Below are 26444 nucleotides of genomic sequence, written 5' to 3' on the forward strand. Positions count from 1 at the left end.
TCATGGTTAAAGGGATAGACAATGAATTGATATATTTTATTGTTTCTCATCATATTAACCATTTTCTAAATGTAAAAAAGATGGCGAAACATGATTATGAAAGTCACATGATCTTGTCAGTAGTATATACACATTTTCTCTATCAAACTATCACTTCAGGAAAGTCACTTAGTTGGACTGAAGTTTTTGATGAGACAGAGACTGAAGATCACAAGATATTAATGAAAGATAAAAAATTGACAATCTTTGCAGTTGCAGAAAATCTATCCATGCCTCAAGAAACGGTTAGGAGGAAATTAGAAAAATTAATTAAAAAAAAATTATTAGATTATTCTAAATCAGAAGGGCTAAGTTTAGGTAAAAAATTTAAGGAAACGATTGAACCATTAGGAAAAATAGACACTGAAGATTGTTTAAAACTATATAAAAAATTTGCTAAGCAACTTAAATAAGACTTAAAAAAAAGTATCACCCTCAAAAAGTAAAGTTTTTTCAACAAAAAAAACCTATTTTGAGTTATAAAATATTTGTTTTTTAAGTTATTTAAATTAAGCAATGATAATGAAAGTTTTAGTAATAATATTATCACTATTTATCACAACTGTAGCTAATGCAGATACCAAAGGGCAAACTTTATCTAAAGTTTCAGAAAAAATTTCAGAATACACAATTGGCTTAATTCCTGGTGAAGGACACACTGAGGTAAGTATAGATTTAAGAGAGGACTCTAAACCTAATTATAGTATTTTAGCGGTTAGAGAATTATTAAAAATTGATAGTGGAAATATTTTCACACAATTTTCACTACTTGAAACTGAACAAGCTAACGAAGAAAAAATAATCGGGAATTTTGGGCTAGGTTCAAGAAAATTACTTAATGAAAAAAATTTATTAGTTGGCCTTAACGCTTTTGTGGATAATGATTTTAGTGAAACAAATAGAAGAGCGAGTATAGGTTTTGAATTAAGAAATTCTGTATTAGATTTCCATTCTAATATTTATAAAGGTTTACAAGATTCAGATGATGAAAGAGTATTAGACGGCTGGGACTACAGATTAGCAAGTCAGGTACCTTATCTACATTGGTCAAAAATATTTATTAATCATTATGAGTGGGATGGTGTTTTAAGAGACGATATTAAAGGAACAAAAATGGGTTCTGAAGTGATTTTAACAAAATCACTAAATCTTGAAGTTGCTTATGATGATAAAGACAAAAAAGGTTTAGAAGATGAATGGTATGCAAAAATTCAATTAGTGCACCCACCAAGAAACAATGGTCCAACAGCAATGGATGGTGTTAGTCAAGTTGCTTGGAAAGAAAATAAAGATATGTCAGGTGAATTATTAAGCAAAGTTAAGAGAAATAATAAAATTATGATTGAATTTAAAGGGAGTGCTACGGTTTCAAGAGCAGACTAGTTATGAAAAAAATTATAAACATATTTATTATTACACTTATTTTATTTTTATCAAAAATTTCGATGGTTTATTCTGCTACTGGTGATGCTGCGGTATACAAAATTACAATGAGAAAATTAGAATTTTGCACAGGAAGCACAGGTGTAGCCAATTGTGATGATGCTGTGGTTGTTGGAGATAGTGATACTGTAATTGACATAGCTTCAGTAAACGCTGGGGAAACTGCCGCTTCTTACGGAGATCCAATGGTTTTACCACTTGGAGAAACTTATACCCATATGAGAGTTACAATTGACAGAAAGTTTACTGTGAAAAATGTGACTGCAATAAGTGGTGGTAGTAATACATGTAATACAAAGACTTTAGCTTCAGATGTTTTTACATCTGGATCCAGTGAGTCAGCAAGAAAATATACACACAAACCAGTAGTGGCTGCAGGAGGTACTGCAGCAGAACAAAATATTTATTTGGTAAATGATACTTATATAAGATGTAATACTGCAAACTGTGGAAATACTACGACAGGTCAAACACAAACATATGATCAAGGAACAGGATCATCTTTATTTGCAAGTACACACCCTAGCGATACTGGAAATGACCACGTATTAATTTATGAGCTAACATCTCCTTATGTTGTTACAATGATGCCACCAATTATTGATATTGCATTTGGCACACAGGATTCTATCCAAGCAAATGATGTAGGAAGTTTATGTATGTTCGATGCATCAGAACCAATTGTAACAATTTCAATTAAATAATTATCTAAGTAATTCAAGTAACTTATTTTCTTTTTCTAAAGCTCTAATATCGCCTACATTTGGAATTGAGAGGTGTACTTTTTATTAAGGAACTAACCAGGTATTTTTATTATTCTCTAAATCAAATCTAGCACGACGGTGACCTTTGGCTGCTAAATAAAGCCACTCCATACTTTTAATTTTACATTGAATAACAGTAAAGTTTTTATATCCCACCTCACTTTGCTCCATTGTAAATTCAAAATTATCCAGTTCAGGTTTTAGTCCTGAAGTAGGGGTTTCAGATAATGTTCCTGGCCCGTTATCAACTAAATAACATTTTCTACTCATGTGTCCTGTTTTTAACCAAGACTGTTTTGTAATATCATTGTCATGATTAACGGTGCATTCAACTTTAAGTCTAACTTGGATTTTCTCATCCTTGTCATAAAATAACATTGCAGCGTTTTTATTTGATTTTAATTTAGCAATTTTATCTGATCTGATATCACTATGGTATTGAACAAGATTATTTTCTCTATCTGATTTTCTAAGAACCACAATTCTTCCATCAAAATCATCCTGGTCACCACAGATAAACACAGGAATTCTAAATTGAGAACCTCTATCTTTGATTGCATTGTCCAGCATGGACCAGATTTTATTTTTGATCTCCTCAAAATCTTCGTAGTATGCTGGTTGCATTATGGATTATTTACTTAGTCTTCTGATCAAACTAGAGGTGTCCCATCGGTTTCCACCCATTTTTTGAACTTCAGCGTAATATTTATCAACAATTTCAGTTACTGGAAGTAGGGAACCATTATTTTTAGCTTCATCCATTGCGATTTTTAAATCTTTTCTCATCCAATCAACTGCAAAACCAAATTCAAACTGATCATCAATCATTGTTTTGTATCTGTTTTCCATTTGCCAAGATTGAGCCGCACCTTTAGATATAACCTCAATTACATCTTCCATATTTAAACCAGCTTTCATTCCAAAATTTATTGCCTCAGATAAACCTTGAACAAGACCTGCAATACAAATTTGGTTAACCATTTTTGCTAATTGGCCATTACCAGCGCCACCTAATAATTTCATTTTTTTGCTATAACAATCAATGATGTCCTTAGCTTTATCAAAATCAGCTTGATCTCCACCGATCATCACTGTTAGTGCACCATTTTCAGCACCAGCTTGACCCCCTGATACTGGTGCATCTAATGCACCAAAACCATTTTTTTTAGCAAACTCATTTATTTCTCTAGCAATTGTTGCAGAGGCCGTTGTGTTATCAATATAAACGGAACTTTTTTTAATTGTTTTGAAAATACCGTTGTCACCAAAAGTAACCTCTCTTAAATCATTATCATTACCAACACAGGTAAATATAAAATCTGCACCTTCTGCAGCTTTTGCAGGTGTGTCTGCTTTTGTCCCTTTATATTCTGCAACCCATTTATCAGCTTTTGCAGTAGTTCTATTATAAACAGTTACATTATGACCTGCTTTTGATATATAACCTGCCATTGGATAACCCATGACACCTAATCCTATAAATGCAACATTGCTCATAATTTTTTTTTCCTATGTTTAAAAGTTTGAATTTTAAAGTAATTTTATTTGGTTTTATATTTACATTTTTTTCAAGCTTTGGACAGAGTTTTTTTCTAGGACTATTTAATTCAAGCATAAGAGACGCACTTTCCATCACCCATGGTCAGTTTGGATCAATTTATGCATCTGCTACTTTGTTAAGTAGTTTTATACTTGTTTGGGTTGGAAAAAAAATAGATGACTTTAATATTTTAAAATTTGCATCTTACGTCATTGCGTTACTAGCGATCTCTTGTTTTTTATTTTCTAAAATTTCATCAGTCGCTTTCTTATTTTTATCAATTTTCTTAATGAGGTTATCAGGTCAAGGACTAATGTCTCACACTGCAACTACAACAATATCAAGATTTTTTGAAAAGACTAGGGGACGCGCACTAAGCACAACTTGGCTTGGTTTATCGTTAGCTGAATTTATTTTACCCTTATTAATTATTTTTTTATTAACTTTTGTTGATTGGAGAAATATTTGGATAGCCATTTCAATTTCAGTTATTATTATTTTACCTATTGTCATCATTAAATTAGTTAAAAACGTTAAATTAGATTCAAGAGAAACATCTAGTGCTACAAATATTAAAACTAAAGATATAAAGCAGTGGACGAGAGGTGAAGTTTTAAAAGATTATCGCTTTTATATTATATGTTTAAGCATGTTAGCGATGCCTTGGATTGCAACAGGTACATTTGTTTATCAATCTTTTATAGTGTCATCTAAAGGTTGGGGACCTTATGTTATTGCACAATCTTTTATGGTGTATTCAATTTTATCAGTGATTACTTTATTTTTAACAGGCTTTTTAATCGACAAGTTTAGTAGTCGAAAATTGATAATTTATATGAACATTCCTTTATTGGTCTCAACGTTTGTGCTTTATTATTTTAACTCACCAATTTCATCATTTGCATTTTTAGGTTTAATTGGAATTTCAAATGGACTAGCAAATGTTCTAGGTTCAGCTACATGGGCTGAAATTTATGGTGTAAAATACATTGGTTCAATTAAAGCACTAACGACCGCTTTAATGGTATTTTCAACAGCCTTTGGAACAGCACTTTTTGGAATACTTATAGATGATGGATTTTCTATAGAGCAAATTGCTCTAGTTTCAGGATCTTATATTTTAATAGCTATATCACTGCTATTTCTCATTAAGAGTAAGCTTAATCCTCAATATTTATAAAATTATCCTTGATTTTTTTTAGCCACCGTATAGATACTGCGCATGGCTAGAGTAACTGTAGAAGATTGCATAGATAAAGTAGATAGTCCTTATGAATTAGTATTAGTTGCTAAAGAAAGAGCAGTTCAATTAAATTCAGGATTAGAGCCCACTCTTGATAGAGATAATGACAAAAATACAGTTATATCTTTAAGAGAAATTGCAGCTGACACGATTAAAGTCTCAGATTTAACAGATAGTGCTATTCACAAACTTAGAAAACACGTTGAGCAAGTTGACGATGGTACTGATGATGATGAAATTATTGGTGATGATTTTGAAAGTATGTACAAAGGTGAAATTTCTAAAAGTGGAACTCCTATTTTACCATCTAAAAGAGCTAGAAAAATTCCTGAAAAAATTCAAGTATCCTCTGATGATTTAGAAGAATTAACTGCAAAGGCAGACCCAGAAGTTGATGTTGATGCTGAGTTAGAAGCGGGAGACGAGGAGACAGCAGTTTCTTTAGATCAACTAGCTGAAAGTGAAACTACAGAAGATAGCTCAGAAGAAACTGAACCTAACAGTTAATTACTAAATTCCTTTAAGATTTTTTCTCTGTGTTCATCAAGATCAGGAATATCACCACGTGTTTTTTCATCTTTATAGTTAGACATTTTAATTGGATTGCCCGCTAATTTAAAATCTCCAATTACTTTGTGATGTGCTTTAACAATCATGTTTCTTGCTTCAACTTGAGGGTTTTCAACAGCTTCTTTTATATTAAATATTGGACCACATGGAATTTTTTCTTTTTCCATTTTACTAACCCAATCACTTGTATTTTTCGCACCAAGTTTGTCTTCAAGTATTTTTTTAAGATCTTCCATATTTTGAGATCTTAAAGAGTTAGTATTAAATTTTGGATCGTGAGCAATTTCAGAAATATCTAAAACATTACATAGTTTTTCAAATAATTTTTCATTGCCTGCTGCTATAATGATATGGCTATCTTTAGTTTTAAATGCTTCAAAAGGTGCAATAGATGGGTGACGAGATCCCATAGGTTTTGGTATTTCATTTTTTGCAAGATACCTTGCAATAGCATTTTCTAAAATTGCAATTTGACAATCTAACATTGAAACATCAATAAAAGTTCCCTTACCAGTTTTTTCTCTATCATAAAGTGCAGCATTAATTCCAACAGTTGTAAATAAGCCTGCGGTAATGTCACCAATAGATGTACCAACTCTTGTTGGTTCAGAGTTTGGTTGACCTGTTACACTCATTAAGCCACCCATCCCTTGAACAACCATATCATAAGCAGGTAATTCTTTTAACGGACCTGTTTGTCCAAAGCCTGATGCTGATGCATAAATTAGTCTTGGATATTTTTTACAAACATCTTTCCAGCCATAGCCCCATTTTTCTAACGTGCCTGGTTTAAAATTTTCAACTAAAATATCTGCTTTAGCTAAAATTTTATCAAATATTTTTTTATCATCTTCATTTTTTAAATTAAGAGCGATACTTTCTTTCCCTCTATTTAGTGACATAAAATATGCTGAATAATCTTCAATAAATGGTCCAAATTTTCTAGAGTCGTCCCCAACTTCTGGTGCCTCAATCTTTATTACGCGTGCACCCAGATCTGAAAGCATCATCGTGCAATAAGGACCAACTAGTACTCTAGTTAGGTCAAGAACAAGTAAGTTTTTTAAAGGACCATCCATATTTTGTACTGTAATTATGTAGTCTTGACTCTTATCAATATCTCTAATTAAATACATCACTTAATTAATAATAGAGGAGAGAGTAATGTTAAAAAAAGTATCTTTATATTTTACGGCATTAGTTTTGGTTTTATCAACTGTTGGTTCTGCTTATGCGGTAACGTTAAAAGCAAGTCATCAATGGCCTGGTACACCTAGAGCTGATGGATCTTTTGACCCACGTCATGAGATGGTTCAAATTATTGCTGATGAGGTTAAAAAAGCTAATGTCGATATTGATATTAGAATTTATCCAGCAAAATCTTTATATAAACCTAAAGAGCAATGGAAACCTATGACTACAGGTCAACTAGATATTTCAGCTTTTCCATTAGGATATGCATCAAAGTTTCACCCAGAGTTTAGTGCAACATTAATGCCTGGAACAGTAAAAAACCATGATCACGCATTAAGATTTAATAAATCTCCAATGATGACTGAGATTAAAAAAATTATTAATGATGCAGGTGTAGTTGTTTTATCTGATGCCTGGTTAGGTGGTGGTTTTGCATCAAAAACTAAATGTATTAGAAACCCATCTGATGTTAAAGGACAAGTAATGAGAGCAGCTGGAAAAGCGTTTAACCAAATGTTAGAAGGTGCAGGGGCTGGTATTCAAAGTATGCCATCTTCAGAAATTTATACTGGTCTACAAACAGGTGTATTAACTGGTGCAAACACTAGTTCAGGAAGTTTTGTTAGTTACAAAATTTATGAACAAGTTAAATGCGCAACACCTCCAGGAAAATTTGGCCTTTGGTTTATGTATGAGCCGATCCTTATGTCTAAGAAATCTTTTGATGCTTTAAGTTCGAAGCAACAAAAAGCTCTTATGAAAGCTGGAAAAGTAGCTGAGAAATATATGACAGCACAAGTGTCAAATTTAGATAAAAAATTTGAAGACGCTTATAGAGATGCTGGTGTTGAATTAGTATATATGTCTGAAGCAGATCATGCTGCATGGGTAGAAATAGCTAAGAAAACTTCTCACAAAGCATTTGCTGAGCAAGTACCAGGTGGTGCTAAGCTTATGGAAATGGCTTTAGCAGTTAAATAAAATAATATATAAAGAACCCCTATTTATGAAAATAAATGGGGGTTTTTTTTATGAAAAATAAATATCTTAATTTTTGTCATTATGCTTCTCAAGCCTGTGGTGCTTTCGCAGTAGGAGCTTTAATTTTATCTATTTTAGTCATTGTTGAACTTGTTTTTGAAAGATATTTTTTTCAACGTGCTATTACTTGGCAAACTGAATTAGTTACCATGTTACTTGTTGCATCTACCTTTATTGGTAGTGCTTATGTTTTAAGCGAAAAAGCGCACGTAAGCATGGAATGGATTTACGATTTTTTATCAAACAGAAATATTATTAAATTGAAGATTTTTACTTCATTTATAAGTTTGGGTTTTTTTTTAATACTGTTTTACTTTGGTTTTTTGATGGTAGAGGAAGCTTTTGTTAAAAATTATACTACAGGAACAGTTTGGGATCCTCCTTTGTGGATACCTTATTCTTCAATGTTAATAGGCTCAATACTAATGATACTTCAATATATTGCTGAGATAATTAAACTGTTTGATGAAGGAGATTTAAGATAATGGATCCTTTAATGATTGCACTAATAGTTGCTATCTTTACTTTAATAGTTTTGTTCTCAGGAATTCCAATTGCTTTTGGTTTAAGTTTTGTCTCAATTGCTTTATTAATCGCTTTTGAAGGATTTCAAATGCTAGATGTTTTTGCAGAAACATTTTATGCAGGCTTAAATTCATTTGTTTTACTATCAATCCCAATGTTTATTCTTATGGGAATGGCTGTAGCCAACTCTCCTGCAGGAAAAGATCTTTATACTGGTCTTGATAGATGGTTATGGAGAGTTCCTGGTGGCTTAGTAATCTCTAATATTGGAGCGTGTTCAATTTTTGCAGCATTAAGTGGGTCAAGTCCTGCAACGTGTGCTGCTATTGGAACTATGGGAATTCCTGAAATGAGAAAAAGAGGATATTCAGACCAAATAGCTACCGGTACAATTGCAGCTGGAGGAACGCTTGGGGTTTTAATTCCACCAAGTATAGTTTTAATTGTTTATGGAATGGCAACAGGTACTTCTATTGGAAGATTATTTTTAGCAGGTATTGTTCCTGGTTTTATGTTGGCCAGTCTTTTTGCTGTTTGGGCACTAATACACAGTTACTTTATTGATAAAAATGCAGCTAAATTATTAAGAAACAGAAAACCACCAACGTTGAGAGAAAAATTTGAAGTTCTTCCTAGAATTTTTCCGTTCTTAGCTATTATTGTTGGAGTTTTATACGTTCTCTATGGAGGTGTAGCCACACCATCTGAAGCATCTGGTGTTGGAGCATTCTTAGTTTTTGTAATGATTGCGGTTGTTTACAAAATTTATCAGCCTAAAAAAATATGGAATATTGTTAAAGTTTCAATGAAAGAGAGTGTTATGATAATGTTTATTATTGCAGCCTCTTATCTTTTTGCATTCACATTATCTCAACTTTACGTAACCCAATCGCTTGCTCAAAGTATGATTGAGTTAAGTAGTAATAAATGGATGATTTTTTTAATGGTTAATGTGTTTTTACTTGTTGCTGGTTTCTTTTTACCACCAGTTGCTGTTATTGTGATGACTTCAGCTATATTGTTACCTGTGATAACTACACTTGGTTTTGACCCTTATTGGTTTGCGATTGTATTCACTATAAATATGGAAATAGGTTTAATCACGCCACCCGTTGGATTAAATCTATATATAATTAAAGGAATAACGCCTGATGTAAGTTTATCTACAATCTTAAGGGGATCATTTCCATTTATGATGATGATGGTTTTATCTATATTGATATTGTGTATTTTTCCTGAAATTGTAAGTTGGTTACCTGATAAATTAATGGGTAAACCTCTTGGATATTAAAAAAGACATTAATAGAAAAATTTCTGTAGCACCGATGATGGATTGTACCGATCGTCATGATCGATACTTTTTAAGATTGATGAGTAAGAATGTTATGCTTTACTCAGAAATGGTTGCAACAAAATCTGCAATCCATGGAGATCGTAAAAAAATTTTATCTTACAGTCCCGAAGAAAAACCTCTAGCATTACAAGTGGGTGGATCCGATAAAACAGAGTTAGCTGAAGTTGCAAAAATTGCAGAAGACATGGGCTATGATGAAATTAATATTAACTTAGGTTGCCCCAGTAAAAAAGTTCAAAAAAATATGTTTGGTGCTTGCTTGATGAGAGAACCTGACCTTGTTGCGGAATGCATTGATTCAATGGTTAATGCTTGTAAAATTCCAGTTACTGCAAAAACTAGAATTGGCTTTGATGACACGGAGGAATTTGATTATTTAAATAATTTTATACTAAAGATGAAAGGGGTTGGTTGTAATACTTTTATACTACATGCTCGAAAAGCTATCTTAACTGGTATGTCACCTAAACAAAATTTAAATATTCCAAAACTAAACTATGGAATGGTTTATAAAGTTAAAGAAGAAAATCCTGATTTAGAAATTATTATTAATGGAGGTATTTCAAAGATTGATGAAATTAAAAACCATTTAACTTTATGTGATGGAGTGATGATTGGTAGGTCCATCTATCAAAATCCTTATTCTTTAGTTGAGATTGAAAACGAAATTTTTGGAACAAAAGAACAGCCAACAAGAGAGGAAATAGCTGCAAAACTACTAGAATACCTTGAGAAAGAAGTTAAGCTTGGCACAAAAGTAAATCATATTATGAGACACACAGTTGGATTATATCACGGTCAAATAGGTTCAAAAGAATGGAAGAGATATTTAAGTGATAATATGATGGCAAGAGACTCTGATTTTCAAAAATCAAAACATATAATGACCATTGTGCAAAATAACGAAAAAGCTAATCAAGCTAACTCATAATGGAAAACCTAAACTATGGTGAGATAATTAACCTACTGTCGGTCCTTGCAATATCTGCAGCTGTTGCAGGATTTATGGCTGGATTACTAGGTGTTGGTGGTGGAATTATAATGGTTCCAGCTTTGTATTATGCTTTTACAGTATTAGATTTTGAATTAGTTACCAGGATGCATCTAGCTGTTGGAACTTCTTTAGCGATTATTATTCCAACTTCAATAATTTCAACCAAAACTCATATGGAATATGATGCAGTAGATTTTAAGATGGTAAAATCTTTTGGTATATTTATTTTAATAGGCGTTATTGCTGGAACTTTTTTAGCAGTTAATTTAAAGACACCAACTTTAGTATTATTCTTTTCAATATTTGCTTTTATGGTGGGTTTATTTTTTATTTTTCTTAGAGAAAAACTTGTTGAAAATCCCAAAACAATTTCTGACATTGTCAAAAATATCTCAGGGATTGTGATTGGTTTTATTTCAGTTCCTCTAGGCATTGGTGGAGGATCTTTAATGGTACCATTTATGAGAACTTTTGGTTATGACATAAGAAAATCCATTGGTACAGCTGCAGCAGTTGGCTTTTTGATTTCACTTAGCGGAACGATCACAATGATTATGGGTGGAAAGATAATTGATAATATCAACACACCTTTTAGTGTAGGTTATATAAATTTATTAGGGTTTGCAGTATTTGTTCCAGTTACAATGATTATGGCTAGGTTGGGAGCAAAAGCTGTTTATAAAATAGATAAAAAATTATTAAGTAAAATTTTTGGTACTTTTTTACTTATAGTGTCCATAAGATCTTTCGTTGAATATCTAAATATTATATAATTAATTATGTTTAATTTTAAAGAGATAATCTCATCTATTGCTGATGCAGGTCAAAAACTTTTTAGTATAAAAAAGATTAAAAAAAATGACTTAGAATCTATTTTTTCTTTATGTGATGATTTAATTTCACACAAAGGTGCAGCATTTGGAATAACTGTAGCTAGAGATATTACTGAACTATATCAATCACTATCTCCAGAAAATAAATTATTATTTTTTAAAAAAATTAATGAGAAATATAAGCCTAGCTTTACAAAAGTTAACGAAGCAATTGAAAAATATACCAAATCTCAAAACGAAAATACTTTGTCAAATTTATTTAAAGTTTCTGAAGGTAAGAGAAGAGAACTTTTTAGAAGAATGAATATGGCGCCAAATGGAACAGCGATTATAGTTGCATTAAGAGAAGATTTAATAAGAATATTAAAAGACAACAAAGAACTTTCAGAATTAGATAATGATCTTAGACATTTATTTAGAGCTTGGTTTAATCCAGGATTTCTTAAACTTTCTAAAATCACATGGGATACAAAGGCTGCAGTTTTAGAAAAAATAATTAAATATGAAAGAGTTCATCATATAAAAGATATGAATGAACTTAAAAGAAGATTAGGAGAAGATAGAAGGTTTTTTTCTTACTTTCATCCAGCTCTTGAAGATGAACCTATTATTTTTGTTCAAGTAGCCCTTACAAAAGGTCTTGGTAGATCTATTCAAGAATTAATGAAGCCGACTGATAATGAAGGAAAATCTTATGATACTGCTACTTTCTATTCAATTAGTAACTGTCAAGAAGGCCTATCTAGAGTAACTTTGGGTAATTTTTTAATAAAGAGAGTAGTTTATGAAATACAAGAAGAGCTTCCTCATATTAAAAACTTTGGCACCTTATCACCTATACCAGGGTTTGCTGATTGGTTTAGTTATTTAGAAGAAACTAAGATTAAAAATATTTTAGGCGATCTAAAAGATCAAGATGTTATCTTTTTAAAATCTCAAGACTTAAAACTAGGTGATGGTAGAATTGTAAAAAATAAAGAAGCAATAACGAAATTAGTTGCACATTATATTGTTAATGAAAAAAACCAAAAAGGGTTACCTGTTAATGATGTGAGTAGATTTCATTTAGGTAATGGAGCTATTGTAGAAGATATTGTAATTAATGCTAATATTTCAGAAACTGGCTTTAAAAGATCTTATGGTGTGATGGTCAATTATCTTTATGAATTAAAAAATATTGAAAAAAATCATGAAGATTACATGAATAGCAATAAAGTAATTGTCTCTGATAAAATAAAGAAATATTTATAAATATAATCTTTGAATTTTAATTAAGACCCCATTTAACTTTATTCCAAATTCTTTCATGAAAATAATAAAAAAAAAGAGGAATTATAGAGCCCAGTCCCAATATTCCAGCTCCTTTAAAACTACCAGTAAAAATATATCCAAATATTACCCAGTAGATAAAAATAAAAAGTCTCCATGAAAATGTTTTAGCAACGGATCGTATTTTTTTGTCAGCCATAATTAATTTAGCCTATAATAATTTTTGCTTATAGAACACATTTATATTAATGTTTAACAATGGCAAATAAAGTAAGTAAAAGTTTTCTAAAAGATTCTCATTTAATAACTGAATTAAAACTGTGTAGTATTCGTTTAATTGATAACGCTAAATTTCCTTGGATCATTTTAATTCCTAAGCGAAAAAATATTACTGATATTTCTGAACTTAACTCAAAAGACCAAATGCTATTAATGAAGGAAATTGTTCATTGCAGCAAGTTAATGAAAAAAATATTTAAAACAAAAAAACTTAATGTTGAAAAAATTGGTAATATTGTTCCTCAGTTACACATTCATATAATTGCAAGATCTACTAAAGATAGTACTTGGCCGTTATCGGTTTGGGTGGTTAAAGGAAAACCTTATACAAAAAATTTATTAGCTAAAACTATTTCTAAAATTAAAAAGTATTTTTAATAGAGGGTGAGGACAGAGGTAGTTTTAGTCTCCCGCCACTACCTCTTAACTATTATGTATCTGATTCGTCTCTAATTTGTTAACACGTTTTAATTGAAACTAGACTTTATCAACTGCTTGCTTTACTAATTGGTAAATAAGATGAGCAAAGAGATAAAAGCAGATGATGTTATTTTCAATTTCTTTAAACAAATTTGTGATGAGAAAGATGATGTTAAATGTGTAGAGCTTGGCAATAGTTGGATTAACGCAATGAAGACCAATCTTACTAACATGGAAAAAAATCTGGATGAAGTGGATAAAGCTAAACATCAAGAAAATATAGATAGCAACATGAGCCACCTTAATAACCTTAAGGATAAATCTGCTGTGGAATGGCGTGAATACGCAACTCAGTGTATGATTGAGATCTTAGATCATAAAACTAAATCGTGAATTTCTTTAAGAAACTATTCTCAAGTAGCAATCTAGAATTACAAATCAATGATGGAGGCAGAGCGGCTGCCGGATATAAAGGAAAAGCAGGAGACTGTGTAGTTAGATCTATTGCAATTGTAACAGGTCTTCCTTATCAAAAAATTTATGATGATCTTTATAAAGCTAATGAAGAATTTAGAACTACATCTAGAACAAGACTTGCTAGAAGTTTAAAACAAAAAAATGATAGCCCAAGATCAGGCACTCATAGAGTTGTGGTTAAGAAATATCTTGAAAAACTTGGGTGGCAGTGGACGCCAACGATGTTTGTTGGTCAAGGCTGTAAAGTTCATTTAAAAAAAGATGAACTTCCAAGTGGGACTTTAATTGTATCTTGTTCAAAACACATAACGGTTGTTAAAGATGGTGTTTTACATGATACTTATGATTGCTCTAGACGGGGCACACGTTGTGTTTATGGATATTGGACTAAGCCTAATTAGTCTTAGATAAAAGTAGTTAATAAATTTTATTAATATATAAGTTTTAAAAATGAGTTTTAAAGATAACGTCAACTTACATGTAGATAAATCAGCTAAATTACTAAACTTTAGTGATGATTTACTTGAGCATTTAAAATCTATTCATTCATTAATTAAAGTAAATGTGGGTGTTGTCTTAGATGGAAAAATTAATAATTTTACTGGATGGAGAGCGGTTCATTCAGAGCATATTCTTCCAACTAAAGGTGGACTAAGATATTCTGAAACTGTTGATCAAGATGATACAGAAGCTTTAGCATCTTTAATGACTTACAAATGTGCAATAGTTAATATTCCTTTTGGTGGTGCAAAAGGGGGTTTGAAAATTAATCCTAAGAACTACACAATGCCTCAACTTAGAGAAATTACTAAAGCATTTGCAAGCAAACTAATTAATAAAGGTTTTATTTCTCCAGCATTAAATGTTCCAGCCCCAGATGTTGGAACGTCTGAAAGAGAAATGGAATGGATTTTAGAGACCTACAAAACACTTAAACCTGATGATATAAATTATAGAGGCTGTGTAACAGGCAAACCAATACACAGAGGAGGTATTGCTGGCAGAACTGAGGCTACCGGTAGAGGTATTGAAGAAGTAGTTAGAGAAATATTTAGACATGAAGATGTTGTTAAAGAAGCAGGATTGAAAAATGAATTAAAGGATAATGAAATTATAGTTCAAGGCTTTGGTAATGTTGGAAGTAATTTAGCCAAACATTTATACAATAGAGATAATGCAAAGATTATAGCCATAGGTGAATTTGATGGTTATTTATATAATAAAAAAGGCATTGATATAAATACACTAATTGAATTTTATAAGACAAATAAAACTATCAATAATCCTAAACTTGGAGAATTTAAAAATAATCCAAGCGAACTTTTAGAATTAGATTGTGATATTTTAATTCCAGCTGCATTAGAAAATGTAATCACCATTGATAATGTAGATAAAATTAAAACGAAATTAATAATTGAGGCTGCAAATGGACCCATTTCATTTGAGGCGGATCAAAAATTATTTGAAAAAGGCGTTATGATTATTCCTGATATCTATGTCAATGCGGGTGGTGTTGTGGTTTCTTATTTTGAGTGGGTAAAAGATATTTCTCATATACGTTTTGGTAGAGTTGAAAAAAGATTTCAAGAACAAAAAATATTAGACATTATTGATTTGATAGATAAAAAAACTAATACTAAAACTGACTTTGATACCATTAAAAGAATTGTTCATGGTGCTGATGAAGAGGACTTAGCTTTTTCAGGACTAGAAGACAGTATGAGAAATGCATTTATTGAAATTTATAATGCTAAAAAACAAATAAAAAAATCCTTTAGAGATAGTGCTTATTACGTGTCTCTAAAAAAGATAAGAAACTTCTATACCGTAGAAGGCTTCCCTAAACGATAAATAGCGGTTTAATTTTACCTATAATTAAATTAATAGAAGACTCCTGATCTATGATTTGTTAGCATTTATTATGATAAAATTAATAAGAGCAGGCTTTATGAGCAAGCTTTTTACCATTTTAGTCTTAAGCTTATTGTTAACTAACGGTGCAAAAGCAGGTTGTGATGATGCTCCAACTGATGGAGTGGATTATTCTAATTGTCAATTCTCAGAAGGCCAAGATTTAAGTAGAGCTTATATACCAAATTCTAATCTTTCTTTTATCAGCTTTATTAAAGTTACCTTTGATAAAGGGGTAATGATGAATGCAATATTATCTAATGGTAATTTTGTAGAATCTTCTTTTATTAGAACTAATTTATATGAAGCAAATCTTGAAGGGGGTATTTTGAAAAAGCTAACTTTTCAAGTGCGAACTTAACAAGAGCAAACTTCAAAGGAGCTTCATTGATTGAGACAAACTTCACTAACAGCAATCTTTTTGAAGCAGATTTAACGGGGGCTAATATCTTAAATGCTACCTTTGAAGGTGCCAATCTTAACAATGCAACTTGGATTGATGGAACTAAATGTTCTTTAGGTTCTATTGGTAACTGCAATAAATAAAAAAATTTTAAAAATTATTTTACAGTTTTAATTTTCTGATTAATCACAAGTACTGCTCCAATTATTAAAATGGGTAGACCTATAATTAAATCTTGTTGCCATTCAAGGTTTTCAAATACAGTTGAAATTAATAAAGCAAGTACAGGCATCACAACACCCACATAACCCGCTCGTCCAGCTCCAACTTTTTCTAACAATCTTAAGTAAAATATAAAAGCAAATATTGAACCAACTATTGATAGATAAGCAAGGGAAGCGATATAACTAAAAGTATATTCAAATAATAATTCAGTACCTTTTATCTGGGTGATTAATAGTGTGACCAGTGATCCATAAAGCATTGAATACGCAAGTGTTGGTATTAATTGAAAGTTATTATTTAAGTTTCTTTGATGAACCATGTTACCTGTTGATGCACTTAGTGTACCAAGTAAGGCTAAAAATAATCCAACATGGGTTCCATTCGCAAAGCTGAAATTGAAAATCTCATCATTAAAGATGATTATAATCCCAATCATTCCAATAGTTGCACCCAGTAAAGTTTTTAAAGATGGTTTCTTTTTAAAATAAAACCCTTCTCCTAAAATATTCATAATGACGACCGTTGAAAAGACAATCGCTGGAAATGCGCTTATTAAATAAGTGTTTGATAAATAAAAGAAAACGTAATTTAGAGAATAAAGACAAACCCCAAATAGCAAAAACCAAAGATGTTGATTAAAAGAGAACTTAAGATTTTTCTTCTTATAAATTAGATAAATAAAGATAACTATTCCAGCTATCAAAAACCTATAGAACACGGATACTAAAGGATCAACGTAGCCTAATTGAAACTTGATGACATACCAAGTAGGAGACCAGCAAAAAAGTGTGACAATAAATAATAAAAAATTGTTCATTAATAAACACTTATAATCAATCAATCTTAAAAAAATATAAGATTAATCTAACAATTTTAATATATAAGTTTAGTTGTTATGAAAAAGATACTTTTAATTTTAACTCTGTTTATATCATTAAGTAGTATTTCTTATTCAGATAATCATTTTCCAATTACCAGAGATTCTGAGTTAATGATTGCTAGAGGTAAAATTGTATACCAAAATAATTGTGCTAGTTGTCACCAAGTTAATTTATCGGGAGCTGAAAATTGGAAGGGTTTAGATGAAGATGGTCATCGTAAAGCACCACCACTAAATGGAACGGGTCATACTTGGCACCATGATGATGAGACATTACATAAAATTATTAAATATGGCTTAGTTGGAATAATTAGTGACTATGAAGGTAAAATGGGTGCTTTTGGAGACAAGTTAAATGACAAAGATATAGATTCAGTTTTAGCCTACATTAAAAGTTTTTGGCCAGATGATTATTACCAACATCAAATAAATTTAAGTAAATAAATTATATGACAACAGATACATTTCATTGGTCTTGTAAACACACCTGGAAAAGAAGTGCCAAAAATACTGCCTGGTGTTTGTTAGGTTGTGCTATTGGTGATTTTGGTACCATTTTATATTTTCAAATAACAGGTATTCCTTGGCCTGTCTTAGCTATTATGACTTTAGCAATTATTAATGGTTTAATTACAAGTATTATTTTGGAAACTATAATTTTGATAAGACAAAATTTTAAATTTAATGATGCTTTAAAAACAGCATTGGGAATGAGTTTTATTTCAATGGTTAGTATGGAAATCTCTATGAATGCTACAGATTATTTTTTAACAGGAGGAGCAATGTTAACGTGGTGGGTAGTACCTATTATGTTAACCGTTGGTTTTTTAACACCTTGGCCGTATAATTACTGGAGACTAAAAAAATTTAATCAAGCGTGTCATTAAATATTGAAATGGTTACAACTTTTGAAATTATATTAGCAGTTATTATCGTTACCTTATCGATTGTCATGCCTATTTATTACACTTATCAAAAAAAGAAAAATCCAAAGGTAGACGATAAACTCTCAGAAAGTACTGAAATTAAAAACTATATTGATAAAATTAATGAGATAACACGCACTAAACGTAAATGAAAAAACGTTTATCTGGTTGCAGTGAGTGTGGAGATGATACAGCCATCTTAACACAAGTAAGCTCTGGACCAGAGGTTATCTTACTTTGTACAGATTGCTATAATCTCAAACATTCAAATGAAACACAAAATCATATTAGCCATGAAGAAGAAAAAAACTAAAAAATTACAGACTAAAAAAACAGAACCAAATTCCTACGGTCTTGGGAAATTTAACTATATGATCTTTAAGTTTTTGTGCTTAAGGTTTAAGCTTAAATAATTAATACTTGAAACTATTTTGCTTAAATTATTAAGCCCTAAGCAATAAATTAAATGCTTAGAGCTAATAATTAAATGTTAATTGTCTTAAAACTTAAAACCAATTATTTGGAATTATGATGTAGTGAATTGCAAGCACAATTCCAACTGACACACTTAATCCGAATATCATTTTAAGAAAGTCTTTACCAATTAGTGGAAACACATATTTGAACTTATAGTCTTTATTCATTGATGCGATTGCTAATTCTCTTCCACATAATAGACCAACAAATACCCAGGTTGTGGACATTGGTAAATCATTAAGCTCTTTAAAGTAATAAAGAACAGCAGCATAAATAATATTAATAATAGTTGCTGATCTTGCATATCTTGTTCCAGTTTTTTCTAAGACAACCTTTTGAATAGTTCCACCATGAATGTAGAAGATATAAAAAAGTAGTGCTGTAAAGTAACCCAGAACAACTAATAAAAGAGCAACATCTAATTGTCTTGGAAGGTATACGGCAATGTTTGCTACATCATGAGATAACCAAACCCACCATAACCAGCCTGAAGTTACCCATACAGAGTTACGCCAAAAGGAAATCCATTTGTCACTAACTTCATCTAATTTTTCATTAATAAATTTAGAGATAACAATCCAACAAATATAAGCAGCAGCTGCAGCTAAACCATAGCCGACAACACTTTTCATAAGCATCTTCTCAAGTACTACCGTTGAGGCAAAAGCTGATAAAACTAAGAAGGTTGTTGAAACAGGTATACCTACTCTTGTTAATATAAGAAGTATTCCTGGTGCCACTGCGTGGTACCATTGTATTTCTTGGAAAGGTATTCTTGTTAATCTACCGTAAGAGATATCTCCATTATTACTGTACCAACCCCAAGTAATAGCAAGTATCATTACAAATGATGCTGCACTAGCAAGAGTGTACCATTTAAACCATTTTTGTTTTGACGCGATAAAAGTTCCCAATGTTTGAATTGAGTCATTTGCAATAACACTGTACCCCGCTAAAGCAAAGCCTACTATCGTATATATTAAGGTCATTTCCATTTTTCTATTTTCCTATTTTATGTTTTTTTTATTGTTTTTCATTTCGAACGATTCTTAGTCTTAAGGTCGATTTAATAGGTTGGTAAAAATATATCTATAGTTAAGTTTATTAGTTTACTTTGGGGAGAGTTGATTCATCAATTTTTATATTATTCGAAGTTGAAGTCTAGCTAGAGAATTTAATAATAAGTTTTAAGAGGAGTTGATTCATCGTTATGTATATTAATTAATGATTTTGTCTAGCTGAATAATAACTTAAATTTCATTTAATAGAGGCTTATAATTAACATAACTATAACGCTTAATGAGTTATATGAATTTACTGATAAAAGTATTTAAAAGATGCTCTATTACAAAAATTCTTAACTAATCTTACTATTTCATTAAGTAACAATCGTCCTAGATATAGACACCCGATTTAGGACTTGTTAAGGTCTGATTATGAAAGGTTATAGATTTATTACAAGTGACGACACTTCAGAATTTTGCCATCGTGTAACGGAGGCCATATCCAATGGATGGAAATTGTATGGTGAACCCAAAATGACTTTTGATAAAAAAAGAGGGGTCATGCGTTGTGCTCAAGCAGTTATAAAAAATTCACCTCAGAAAAAGTATTCCAAAAAGATGAAGCTATCATCGATATAAATGGCAGATCAGATAATACCCTTTGTTTATATGCTAGGGATACTCTTATTAGTACTCCCAGCTTTTCTACAATCTAATTCTAAATTAAAGCAGTTTTTAACTAATCTTAGTATTTGGATTGTCATTATTCTCATAATTTTAACTATTATTTATTTTTTCAATTGACAGTTTGAGAGAAAGTTGATTATATGTGATTGCGCTGAGTTAAGTTAAATTGCAGAGCGCGTTATAAATCCTGCTAAAGCGACGCTTCAACCACCGCTTTAGACAGGTGGTTTTTTTTTATCTTTCATAAAATTAAGCCGGGCAGTTGAACCATATTGTGCGCCCTGCATTTGCTTAAGCACTAAAAAGGAGAAAAGAGGCCTATGAATATAACCTCTGATTATTTTGTGACCTTTTTTCTCCAAAACAAGAGGAAAAAAAATGAGCACAAATAAATTAAAAGAAAGATTAGATAAAGGACCTGTTATATGCGCAGAAGGTTTTTTATTTGAGATAGAAAGACGTGGCTATATGTCATCAGGGGAATTTGTTCCAATGGTGTCATTAGATCATCCTGAAGTTTTAGAAAATTTACATAGAGAATTTCAACACGCAGGATCTGATGTAGTTGAGGCCTTTACTTATAATGGACACAGAGAAAAAATGCGTGTTATTGGTAAGGAAGAACTTCTCGAACCACTAAATCGTTCAGCATTAAAAATTGCTAAAAAAGTAGCACTAGATACTCCTAAAGGATCAAAACCAAATTTGATGGCAGGTAATATTTCAAATTCAAATATCTGGAAACATAATGATCCACAATCTCAAAAAGAAGTTGAAGGAATGTTTACAGAGATGATTGGTTGGGCCGTTGAAGAAGGTGCTGATATGTTAATTGGTGAAACTTTTTATTATGCTGAAGAAGCTTTTAAAGCTTTAGAGATAATGAAAAAAACAGGTTTACCAACTGTATTAACCATATCCCCAATGGGTGAAAATAAAATGAGAGATGGAAAATCAGTTGTTGATACCTGTAAAGAGCTAGAGCAATTAGGGGCTGATGTTGTTGGTTTAAATTGTTTTAGAGGACCTGCTACTATGTTTCCTTTTTTAAAAGAAATTAGAAAAGCAGTTAAATGTCATGTTGGAGCTTTACCTATTCCTTATAGAACCAGTGAAGATTACCCAACATTTTTTAATCTACCAGATAGAAGTAATTGTCAGTGTCCATCACCTCATGGAAGAACGTTTCCAACAGCATTGGACCCACATTTTTGTAATAGATATGAAATAGGTAAATTTGCAAAAGATGCTTATGAGCTAGGTATTAATTACCTTGGAGTATGTTGTGGAGCAAACCCAATGTTGATTAGGGAAGTTGCTGAATCTATTGGTTTAACTGTTCCAGCAAGTAAATATCGAGAGAACATGGAAAATCATTTTATGTATGGAAAAAATAAAAGAATTCCAAAACATATGACTGAATATGGAGACAAAGCGTAAATAAATTAAGAAGGGCATTTAACTAAATTGTGCGCCTGACATATGTCGAAGCACTAAAACAGGAGAAAAAAAATGAGTAACAATCTAAAAGAAACAATAAGTAATCTACAGAAGGATTTTACAGCTAACCCAAAAAATGCTGTGGTCCAATATGAAAGCAACTCAATTCTTAAAGAAGGACTTCAATCTGTAGTCACTCTTAGAGAGCATAAATTAGTTGTTGATGAACCCAAAAGTTTTGGTGGTAAAGACGAAGGTCCGAGCCCAGTAGAGTTAATATTAGCAGCGTTAGCAACGTGTCAGGAGATAACTTATAAAGCATTTGCTACAGCAGCGGGTATTAATATTGAGAGTGTTAGTGTTAAATTAAAAGGTGAATTAGATCTTCAGGGTTTTTTAGCTTTAAATAAAAACACTAGACCTGGCTTTCAATCCATCTCAGGCACTGTTGATATTAAATCTTCATCACCTAAAGCAGAAATAGATAAATTGATTGATACAGTAAATACACATTGCCCGGTATTAGATATTTTATCAAATGGAGTTCCTATTAAATTGTTTCAAAAGGTTTCTTCAAACTCTTATAATGAAGAGCACATAGAGCAAAGAGTAAGTGCTGCTTAACTAATCTAACTCAAGCCCTATGAAAAATAGGGCTTGAGTCTTTTAAGTTCATTTCAAATCCTAAAAAATTAGAAGTTTGACTAGAATTAACTATTAATTGCGTGCTAGGGTCTTGTTAATGAAAAATATTTATCATTCTGATATTTATCAATTTAACACCCCAGTTAGTAGTTATTGGGAAGATCATTCAAGCGAAAATTTAAATCTAGAAAAACTTAATAAAGATATCAGCTCAGAAATTGTTGTAATAGGTGGAGGGTACACTGGTTTATCCTGTGCAATTAATTTAATAGAAAATCATAATTTAGAGGTTATTTTAGTTGAAGCTGGAAAAATAGGCTGGGGGGCTTCATCTCGTAATGCAGGTTTTTGTTGTCTGCCGCCAAGTAAGATGTCTTTTAAAAAGATGCAATCTATTTACGGCAATGATGAAACTAAAAAATTCTTTAAAAATTCTGTTGAAGGCTCAAATTATACAAAAGACATTATAAAAGAATATAATATTGATTGTGATGTAACGGGGGATAGTAATTACGTAGTCGCCCATCACCCAAGTAAGTTTAAAGATATTCAAGAGCAAGCTACAGCTTACAAAGAAGAGTTTGGTATTGAAACTGAAATTTATTCAAAAGAAGACTTTGATAAAATTGGCCATGGTGGCACAGAGCAATTTGGAGCTTTTTCTTATAAACCTGGTTTTGCAATCAATCCTCTTAAATTTGTTAATGGCATTGCAAAATATGCTTTATCTAAACAATTAAAAATCTTCGAGCACACTAAAGTTGATAAAATTGATAAAGATAAGGGTGCTTATATTTTAAGGACTAAAGAAGGATCTATTCGTTCAAAAAAAATAGTCGTTGCAACAAACGGGTTTTATCAAGAAGGCTTAATCCCAGAGATGAATTCAAGAATTTTACCAGTAATTTCAAATATTATTGTCACCAGAGTCTTAACGAAGCAAGAAATTGACCAACATAATTTTACAACATTTTCACCAATAGCTAATACTAAAAATCTTTTATATTATTATCGAAAGTTACCTGACAACCGAATTTTATTTGGCACTAGAGGGGATTTAAGTGGCAGTGATCAATCTAATTTAAATATGTCTAAGAAAATGGAAAAGTTTTTAAAAGATATTTTTCCTAAATGGAAAGACATTAATATTGATTATAATTGGCGGGGATTAATTGCTTTATCTCAAAAATTAACTCCCTCCATTGGTAAAATTGATAATGAAGAGATTTATTATGGATTTGGCTATAATGGGGTTGGAGTGAGTGCTGCTCCTTGGACTGGAAAACAATTGTCTAAGTTAGTATTATCAAACAGTAAAGAGTTAGATATTTCAAAAATTTATAAAGGATTACCTAAGAAATTTATCTTCCCCCAGTTAAGAACGTTTTATTTTAGATTAGCGGTGTGGTTTTATGCAATTAAAGACAGATTTAATATTTAAGAAAATATATGATAAAAACTAATTTATGAACGTATTTATAATTTTATCAGTATTGGTAATTGTTGTTGGGGTTATTTTACTAGTTGCATCACCTGCTGCGTTATTTACTTTAAATTGGAAGGAAAAGTCAGGAAAAGACAAATTTCTAATGTTCGTATTTTATGGTATTTTGGTTTATATAATAAATATCATTTTTTGGATTATTAAATAAAAATATTACCCATTCCCGAGATCTCTTTATTCCTATTTACTATTAGCTAATTCCATCACCTAGACACCTGATTTGAATATTGGTAGGGTTGGATGGTGAGTGATATTTTTCCAAAAGGATCGGCATGGATGAACAGTGAGTTCATTCAACTTTCTGAAGCTAAAATTCCTATTTTAGATTGGGCTTTTTTAAGATCTGATGCCACATATGATGTTGTCCATGTTTGGAAGGGTAGATTTTTTCAATTAGATAAACATATTGATCGTTTCTTTAAATCAACAGAAAAACTGAGAATGCCATGCAGACTTAGTCGTGAAGAAATAAAAAAAATATTAGCAGGTTGTGTTAAAAAAGCAGATCTTGAAGATTCTTATGTTGAAATGATACAAACAAGAGGAATGTCTCCAAACTTTGTTAGAGATCCTCGAAAAGCGACACCACGTTTTATGGCTTTTGCAGTACCCTTTGGTTGGATACTTAAACCAGAAGATTTTGAAAAAGGATTAGATGTATATTTAACCGATATAACAAGAATTCCTCCAAGTTCAGTTGATCCTACTATTAAAAATTATCATTGGATGGATTTAGTCACCGGTATGCTTGATGCTTATGAGAGAGGACATCATACTGCTTTATTAGTAGATGAGGATAACAATATCTCAGAAGGCCCAGGCTTTAATATTTTCTCTGTTGATGAAAATGGAATTAATACCCCAGACCATGGAGTACTAGAAGGAATTACAAGACAAACCGTTATTGATTTAGCTAAAGAACTAAATATCAAAGTTAATAAAAAATCTATAACGATTGAAATGTTAAAATCATCTAAAGAATTATTTGCAACTTCAACAGCAGGAGGGGTAATGCCAATAACAAAAATAAGTGGGGAAAATATTAAACAAGGAACGGTAGGGGATATTACAAGAAAAATTCACAAACTCTATTGGGATAAGCATTCAGATCCTATGTGGAGCACATCTATAAATGATATATTGTAAAAAATGAACATTAAACAAACAGTTATCTTTGTCTTCATTCCATCAACTGGACACCTGATTTAAGGTTTGGTAGGTTTAAATTATGTCTGGACTTGAAATATTATTAGCCATTGAACTTACTTATTTAGCTTACACAATAATTATGGATTTATGATCAAATATATTCTGCCAGCTATAATCATCTTCTTAATCGTATTATTCTGGGAAAAGATTACCGAAATAGTCTTTAAAAAATTTAATATTAGATTGAATTATATTATTGTCAGTGCTGTGTTAGTAGCTATCGCCATAATAGTTTTATTGGTAAATTATTGATAAATTTAATTAATGAATAAACAAATAGATAAAAAAAAATACAAAAAAGCTTTAGATTTTACTTACAAGATACACTTTAAACAAAACCGCAAAGGAACAGGAATTCCTTACTTCACTCACTTAGTATCAGTTAGTAACAATATTATTGAAGATGGCGGTACTACTGATGAAGCTATAGGAGGTTTATTACATGATGCTGTTGAAGATCAAGGTGGATTAAGAGTTTTAAAAGAAATTAAAAAGCAGTTTGGTAGTAAAGTTGCTAAAATAGTTGATGAATGTAGTGATACTGCAGTAGTTCCAAAACCACCTTGGCAGGAAAGAAAAAAGAAATACATTTCTGATATTAAGAAAAAAGGCCAATCTTCTATGTTTGTATCCCTTTGTGATAAATTACATAACGGTACCTGTATTGTTAATGATTATAAAAGAGTAGGTAAGAAAATCTGGAACAGATTTACAGCGTCTCCTAAGCAAGTTGCCTGGTATTATGAGAGTTTATACAAAGAGTTTTCAAAACATCTAAAAGGTCATAAAGTTCTTAAAGATAATTACTTAATGGTGGTTAAAGAAATTAAGAAAGCAGCATCAAAATGAAAATAATTGATATTGAAATGAAGGATAAGACTATCAACTGCCCTATTTGTAAATCTGAAAATCTTAATGATAAAGGAATAAAAGATATTTGTGAACATTTAATTTTTATAGGAACTAGTCACTCTGATGATCCAGAAATAGATACTGAAGATTTAAACTCAAAATATGATATGGAAAAATATGAAACTATAACTGATTTTTTTAAAGCCGATCTGGATGATAGTTACTCACTATTTGTAGACTCTAGCACCAGACAAATTGATGTTTATTTATTATACAAAAATATTTAATTTTAAGTA

At 31.1% G+C, this 26444-nt stretch carries 34 protein-coding genes and 2 riboswitches; of the genes, 28 read left to right on the forward strand and 6 right to left on the reverse strand.

Translation table 11 applies throughout. The features are described 5' to 3' along the window. The first annotated feature begins 2 nt into the window (after nt 1-2). The 3 genes from AC5SLL_RS02030 to AC5SLL_RS02040 all read left to right on the forward strand — a co-directional run bounded on the left by AC5SLL_RS02030 (nt 3) and on the right by AC5SLL_RS02040 (nt 2186). Nucleotides 3-452: a hypothetical protein gene (locus tag AC5SLL_RS02030; RefSeq protein ID WP_494586879.1), complete on the forward strand. Its 450-nt coding sequence runs from the start codon at nt 3-5 to the stop codon at nt 450-452. 109 nt (nt 453-561) lie between these two features. Further along, nucleotides 562-1422 carry an inverse autotransporter beta domain-containing protein gene (locus tag AC5SLL_RS02035; protein ID WP_494586880.1) on the forward strand — a complete coding sequence of 287 codons (861 nt, stop codon included), beginning with the start codon at nt 562-564 and terminating at the stop codon, nt 1420-1422. Between the two features lie 2 nt (nt 1423-1424). Further along, complete coding sequence (locus tag AC5SLL_RS02040; RefSeq protein ID WP_494586881.1) at nt 1425-2186, forward strand: hypothetical protein; 762 nt, start codon at nt 1425-1427, stop codon at nt 2184-2186. Between the two features lie 84 nt (nt 2187-2270). Here AC5SLL_RS02040 and AC5SLL_RS02045 read toward each other — a convergent pair whose 3' ends face one another. Together AC5SLL_RS02045 and AC5SLL_RS02050 are read right to left on the reverse strand one after the other, a co-directional pair. Beyond that, nucleotides 2271-2870, reverse strand: a complete 600-nt coding sequence (locus AC5SLL_RS02045; RefSeq protein ID WP_494586882.1) for a flavin-binding protein — start codon at nt 2868-2870, stop codon at nt 2271-2273. A gap of 6 nt (nt 2871-2876) precedes the next feature. Beyond that, complete coding sequence (locus AC5SLL_RS02050) at nt 2877-3743, reverse strand: NAD(P)-dependent oxidoreductase (protein WP_494586883.1); 867 nt, start codon at nt 3741-3743, stop codon at nt 2877-2879. Nucleotides 3744-3757: 14 nt separating this feature from the next. Between AC5SLL_RS02050 and AC5SLL_RS02055 the strand changes: the two genes are divergently transcribed. Both AC5SLL_RS02055 and rpoZ read left to right on the forward strand, forming a co-directional pair. Next, nucleotides 3758-4966 (forward strand): MFS transporter, encoded by a 1209-nt coding sequence (locus AC5SLL_RS02055; protein WP_494586884.1) that lies wholly within the window; start codon nt 3758-3760, stop codon nt 4964-4966. A 42-nt stretch (nt 4967-5008) separates the two neighbouring features. Next, nucleotides 5009-5536 carry a DNA-directed RNA polymerase subunit omega gene (gene rpoZ / locus AC5SLL_RS02060; protein ID WP_494586885.1) on the forward strand — a complete coding sequence of 176 codons (528 nt, stop codon included), beginning with the start codon at nt 5009-5011 and terminating at the stop codon, nt 5534-5536. On the opposite strand, the gene AC5SLL_RS02065 is transcribed toward rpoZ, so the two are convergent. After that, nucleotides 5533-6678 carry a CaiB/BaiF CoA transferase family protein gene (locus tag AC5SLL_RS02065; RefSeq protein ID WP_494587064.1) on the reverse strand — a complete coding sequence of 382 codons (1146 nt, stop codon included), beginning with the start codon at nt 6676-6678 and terminating at the stop codon, nt 5533-5535. The genes rpoZ and AC5SLL_RS02065 overlap by 4 nt on opposite strands. 85 nt (nt 6679-6763) lie before the next feature. On the opposite strand from AC5SLL_RS02065, the gene dctP reads away from it, so the two are divergent. The 6 genes from dctP to AC5SLL_RS02095 are packed head-to-tail and all read left to right on the forward strand — an operon-like array spanning nt 6764 to nt 12791. Then, nucleotides 6764-7774 carry a TRAP transporter substrate-binding protein DctP gene (gene dctP / locus AC5SLL_RS02070; protein WP_494586886.1) on the forward strand — a complete coding sequence of 337 codons (1011 nt, stop codon included), beginning with the start codon at nt 6764-6766 and terminating at the stop codon, nt 7772-7774. A 50-nt stretch (nt 7775-7824) separates the two neighbouring features. Then, entirely contained in the window at nt 7825-8319 is a 495-nt protein-coding gene (locus AC5SLL_RS02075; RefSeq protein ID WP_494586887.1) for a TRAP transporter small permease subunit, read from the forward strand. Continuing rightward, nucleotides 8319-9650, forward strand: coding sequence for a TRAP transporter large permease (locus AC5SLL_RS02080; protein ID WP_494586888.1), 1332 nt, complete (start codon nt 8319-8321; stop codon nt 9648-9650). Before AC5SLL_RS02075 ends, AC5SLL_RS02080 begins: the two co-directional genes overlap by 1 nt. Next, nucleotides 9640-10644, forward strand: a complete 1005-nt coding sequence (dusA, locus tag AC5SLL_RS02085) for a tRNA dihydrouridine(20/20a) synthase DusA (RefSeq protein WP_494586889.1) — start codon at nt 9640-9642, stop codon at nt 10642-10644. The genes AC5SLL_RS02080 and dusA overlap by 11 nt, the downstream gene beginning before the upstream one ends. Beyond that, nucleotides 10644-11480, forward strand: a complete 837-nt coding sequence (locus AC5SLL_RS02090; protein ID WP_494573540.1) for a sulfite exporter TauE/SafE family protein — start codon at nt 10644-10646, stop codon at nt 11478-11480. Before dusA ends, AC5SLL_RS02090 begins: the two co-directional genes overlap by 1 nt. Nucleotides 11481-11486: 6 nt before the next feature. Continuing rightward, on the forward strand, nt 11487-12791 hold the full coding sequence (locus AC5SLL_RS02095) for a malonyl-CoA decarboxylase domain-containing protein (RefSeq protein ID WP_494586890.1): 1305 nt from the start codon (nt 11487-11489) through the stop codon (nt 12789-12791). A 16-nt stretch (nt 12792-12807) separates the two neighbouring features. Here the strand turns inward: AC5SLL_RS02095 and AC5SLL_RS02100 are convergent, their stop codons facing one another. Further along, nucleotides 12808-13008: a DUF2061 domain-containing protein gene (locus AC5SLL_RS02100; protein WP_168606116.1), complete on the reverse strand. Its 201-nt coding sequence runs from the start codon at nt 13006-13008 to the stop codon at nt 12808-12810. A gap of 59 nt (nt 13009-13067) precedes the next feature. On the opposite strand from AC5SLL_RS02100, the gene AC5SLL_RS02105 reads away from it, so the two are divergent. The 6 genes from AC5SLL_RS02105 to AC5SLL_RS02130 all read left to right on the forward strand — a co-directional run bounded on the left by AC5SLL_RS02105 (nt 13068) and on the right by AC5SLL_RS02130 (nt 16442). Continuing rightward, the gene (locus AC5SLL_RS02105; RefSeq protein ID WP_271487184.1) at nt 13068-13466 is read left to right on the forward strand and encodes an HIT domain-containing protein; all 399 of its coding nucleotides are present in this window, start codon (nt 13068-13070) and stop codon (nt 13464-13466) included. 141 nt (nt 13467-13607) lie between these two features. Continuing rightward, nucleotides 13608-13901 (forward strand): hypothetical protein, encoded by a 294-nt coding sequence (locus AC5SLL_RS02110; RefSeq protein WP_494573543.1) that lies wholly within the window; start codon nt 13608-13610, stop codon nt 13899-13901. After that, nucleotides 13898-14386 (forward strand): hypothetical protein, encoded by a 489-nt coding sequence (locus AC5SLL_RS02115; RefSeq protein WP_494586891.1) that lies wholly within the window; start codon nt 13898-13900, stop codon nt 14384-14386. The genes AC5SLL_RS02110 and AC5SLL_RS02115 overlap by 4 nt, the downstream gene beginning before the upstream one ends. 49 nt (nt 14387-14435) lie before the next feature. After that, the gene (locus tag AC5SLL_RS02120) at nt 14436-15836 is read left to right on the forward strand and encodes a Glu/Leu/Phe/Val family dehydrogenase (protein WP_494586892.1); all 1401 of its coding nucleotides are present in this window, start codon (nt 14436-14438) and stop codon (nt 15834-15836) included. A gap of 97 nt (nt 15837-15933) precedes the next feature. Beyond that, nucleotides 15934-16257 carry a pentapeptide repeat-containing protein gene (locus AC5SLL_RS02125; RefSeq protein ID WP_494586893.1) on the forward strand — a complete coding sequence of 108 codons (324 nt, stop codon included), beginning with the start codon at nt 15934-15936 and terminating at the stop codon, nt 16255-16257. Nucleotides 16258-16283: 26 nt separating this feature from the next. Next, a complete protein-coding gene (locus AC5SLL_RS02130; RefSeq protein WP_494586894.1) occupies nt 16284-16442 on the forward strand; it encodes a pentapeptide repeat-containing protein in 159 nt (52 codons plus the stop codon). Between the two features lie 14 nt (nt 16443-16456). Here AC5SLL_RS02130 and AC5SLL_RS02135 read toward each other — a convergent pair whose 3' ends face one another. Next, nucleotides 16457-17341: a DMT family transporter gene (locus AC5SLL_RS02135; protein ID WP_494586895.1), complete on the reverse strand. Its 885-nt coding sequence runs from the start codon at nt 17339-17341 to the stop codon at nt 16457-16459. A gap of 78 nt (nt 17342-17419) precedes the next feature. Here AC5SLL_RS02135 and AC5SLL_RS02140 point away from each other — a divergent pair, with 78 nt between their 5' ends. The 3 genes from AC5SLL_RS02140 (at nt 17420) to AC5SLL_RS02150 (ending at nt 18643) form a co-directional block, all read left to right on the forward strand. Beyond that, nucleotides 17420-17848, forward strand: coding sequence for a c-type cytochrome (locus tag AC5SLL_RS02140; RefSeq protein ID WP_494586896.1), 429 nt, complete (start codon nt 17420-17422; stop codon nt 17846-17848). A gap of 5 nt (nt 17849-17853) precedes the next feature. Beyond that, a complete protein-coding gene (locus tag AC5SLL_RS02145; protein ID WP_494579087.1) occupies nt 17854-18291 on the forward strand; it encodes a DUF4396 domain-containing protein in 438 nt (145 codons plus the stop codon). A 187-nt stretch (nt 18292-18478) separates the two neighbouring features. Beyond that, nucleotides 18479-18643, forward strand: a complete 165-nt coding sequence (locus tag AC5SLL_RS02150) for a hypothetical protein (RefSeq protein WP_271617183.1) — start codon at nt 18479-18481, stop codon at nt 18641-18643. 193 nt (nt 18644-18836) lie between these two features. Here AC5SLL_RS02150 and AC5SLL_RS02155 read toward each other — a convergent pair whose 3' ends face one another. Then, entirely contained in the window at nt 18837-19802 is a 966-nt protein-coding gene (locus tag AC5SLL_RS02155; protein ID WP_494586897.1) for a hypothetical protein, read from the reverse strand. A gap of 441 nt (nt 19803-20243) precedes the next feature. Here AC5SLL_RS02155 and AC5SLL_RS02160 point away from each other — a divergent pair, with 441 nt between their 5' ends. The 8 genes from AC5SLL_RS02160 to AC5SLL_RS02195 all read left to right on the forward strand — a co-directional run bounded on the left by AC5SLL_RS02160 (nt 20244) and on the right by AC5SLL_RS02195 (nt 26435). Next, nucleotides 20244-20450 carry a DUF1737 domain-containing protein gene (locus tag AC5SLL_RS02160; RefSeq protein WP_006996714.1) on the forward strand — a complete coding sequence of 69 codons (207 nt, stop codon included), beginning with the start codon at nt 20244-20246 and terminating at the stop codon, nt 20448-20450. Between the two features lie 295 nt (nt 20451-20745). Next, a riboswitch (SAM riboswitch) is annotated at nt 20746-20810 on the forward strand. Nucleotides 20811-20876: 66 nt separating this feature from the next. Then, nucleotides 20877-21938 (forward strand): homocysteine S-methyltransferase family protein, encoded by a 1062-nt coding sequence (locus tag AC5SLL_RS02165; RefSeq protein WP_006996716.1) that lies wholly within the window; start codon nt 20877-20879, stop codon nt 21936-21938. 3 nt (nt 21939-21941) lie between these two features. After that, nucleotides 21942-22006: riboswitch (SAM riboswitch) on the forward strand. A 4-nt stretch (nt 22007-22010) separates the two neighbouring features. Further along, nucleotides 22011-22562 (forward strand): OsmC family protein, encoded by a 552-nt coding sequence (locus AC5SLL_RS02170; protein ID WP_494586898.1) that lies wholly within the window; start codon nt 22011-22013, stop codon nt 22560-22562. Nucleotides 22563-22680: 118 nt separating this feature from the next. Then, nucleotides 22681-24024, forward strand: coding sequence for an NAD(P)/FAD-dependent oxidoreductase (locus tag AC5SLL_RS02175; RefSeq protein ID WP_494586899.1), 1344 nt, complete (start codon nt 22681-22683; stop codon nt 24022-24024). 25 nt (nt 24025-24049) lie between these two features. Then, nucleotides 24050-24235, forward strand: coding sequence for a hypothetical protein (locus AC5SLL_RS02180; protein WP_494586900.1), 186 nt, complete (start codon nt 24050-24052; stop codon nt 24233-24235). A 92-nt stretch (nt 24236-24327) separates the two neighbouring features. Further along, nucleotides 24328-25233: an aminotransferase class IV gene (locus AC5SLL_RS02185; protein ID WP_494586901.1), complete on the forward strand. Its 906-nt coding sequence runs from the start codon at nt 24328-24330 to the stop codon at nt 25231-25233. A 327-nt stretch (nt 25234-25560) separates the two neighbouring features. Further along, complete coding sequence (locus tag AC5SLL_RS02190; RefSeq protein WP_494586902.1) at nt 25561-26145, forward strand: HD domain-containing protein; 585 nt, start codon at nt 25561-25563, stop codon at nt 26143-26145. Further along, nucleotides 26142-26435, forward strand: coding sequence for a hypothetical protein (locus tag AC5SLL_RS02195; protein ID WP_494586903.1), 294 nt, complete (start codon nt 26142-26144; stop codon nt 26433-26435). The genes AC5SLL_RS02190 and AC5SLL_RS02195 overlap by 4 nt, the downstream gene beginning before the upstream one ends. Nucleotides 26436-26444: the final 9 nt, after the last annotated feature.

It is taken from the genome of Candidatus Pelagibacter sp. PS_43 (assembly GCF_059417795.1).